Source organism: Vibrio sp. YT-18, assembly GCF_033337345.1.
Taxonomy (GTDB): Bacteria; Pseudomonadota; Gammaproteobacteria; order Enterobacterales; family Vibrionaceae; genus Vibrio; species Vibrio alginolyticus.
In genome coordinates this window covers 1-1,143 of the sequence record NZ_JAWOQO010000196.1, presented here as the reverse complement: position 1 = coordinate 1,143, position 1,143 = coordinate 1, and the positions used below count along the sequence as shown (strand labels likewise).

Here is a 1,143-nt window from a genome sequence, read left to right as displayed (position 1 = left end):
TCATGGTATTACCAATTAGCAGGAAAATAAGCCATTGAATATAAAAGATAAAAATGTCTTGTTTACAATAGAGTGGGGGGGGTCAGCCTGCCGCCTTGGGCCGGGTGATGTCGTACTTGCCCGCCGCGAACTCGGTTACCGTCCAGCCCAGCGCGACCAGCTCCGGCAACGCCTCGCGCACCCGCTGGCGGCGCTTGCGCATGGTCGAACCACTGGCCTCTGACGGCCAGACATAGCCGCACAAGGTATCTATGGAAGCCTTGCCGGTTTTGCCGGGGTCGATCCAGCCACACAGCCGCTGGTGCAGCAGGCGGGCGGTTTCGCTGTCCAGCGCCCGCACCTCGTCCATGCTGATGCGCACATGCTGGCCGCCACCCATGACGGCCTGCGCGATCAAGGGGTTCAGGGCCACATACAGGCGCCCGTCTGCCTCGTCGCTGGCGTACTCGGCAAGCAGCCGGAAGCCCTGCCGCTTGCGGCCATTCTGGGCGATGATGGATACCTTCCAAAGGCGCTCGATGCAGTCCTGTATGTGCTTGAGCGCCCCACCACTATCGACCTCTGCCCCGATTTCCTTTGCCAGCGCCCGATAGCTACCTTTGACCACCATGGCATCAGCGGTGACGGCCTCCCACTTGGGTTCCAGGAACAGCCGGAGCTGCTGCCCGCCGGGGGTCTCCGGTTCTGGCTCTAGCACCAGACCACTAGGCCCGGCCATGGCCACCAGCCCCTGCAGGATGCGCAAATCATCAGCGCCCAGCGGCTCCGGGCCGCTGAACTCGATCCGCTTGCCGTCGCCGTAGTCATACGTCACGTCCAGCTTGCTGCGCTTGCGCTCGCCCCGCTTGAGGGCACGGAACAGGCCGGGGGCCAGACAGTGCGCCGGGTCGTGCCGGACGTGGCTGAGGCTGTGTTTGTTCTTAGGCTTTGCCACGAGGCACCCCCTTGCTCTTGTGCTGCTTTTCCAGCACGGCGGGCTTGAGTACCCCGCCGTCATGCCGCCTGAACCAGCGGTCTTTGAACGGTGCCCCATAGTTGGCCTTGCTGACTCCAAAGCGGACGAAATAGGGCCGCTGCGTGTCGTCTACGCCCCATTCCTCGGCCTCACCGGTGGTCATGCCGGACAGGTACGATTGCCAGCGG

At 63.3% G+C, this 1,143-nt stretch carries 1 protein-coding gene and 1 pseudogene; both read right to left on the bottom strand.

Translation table 11 applies throughout. From position 1 onward, the window contains the following. Window positions 1-82: 82 nt before the first annotated feature. On the bottom strand, window positions 83-934 hold the full coding sequence (gene repC, locus R7M72_RS25395) for a replication protein C, IncQ-type (protein ID WP_318056495.1): 852 nt from the start codon (window positions 932-934) through the stop codon (window positions 83-85). Beyond that, a pseudogene (locus tag R7M72_RS25390) lies at window positions 921-1,143 on the bottom strand (hypothetical protein); the annotation flags it as partial. The pseudogene R7M72_RS25390 and the gene repC, both read right to left, overlap by 14 nt.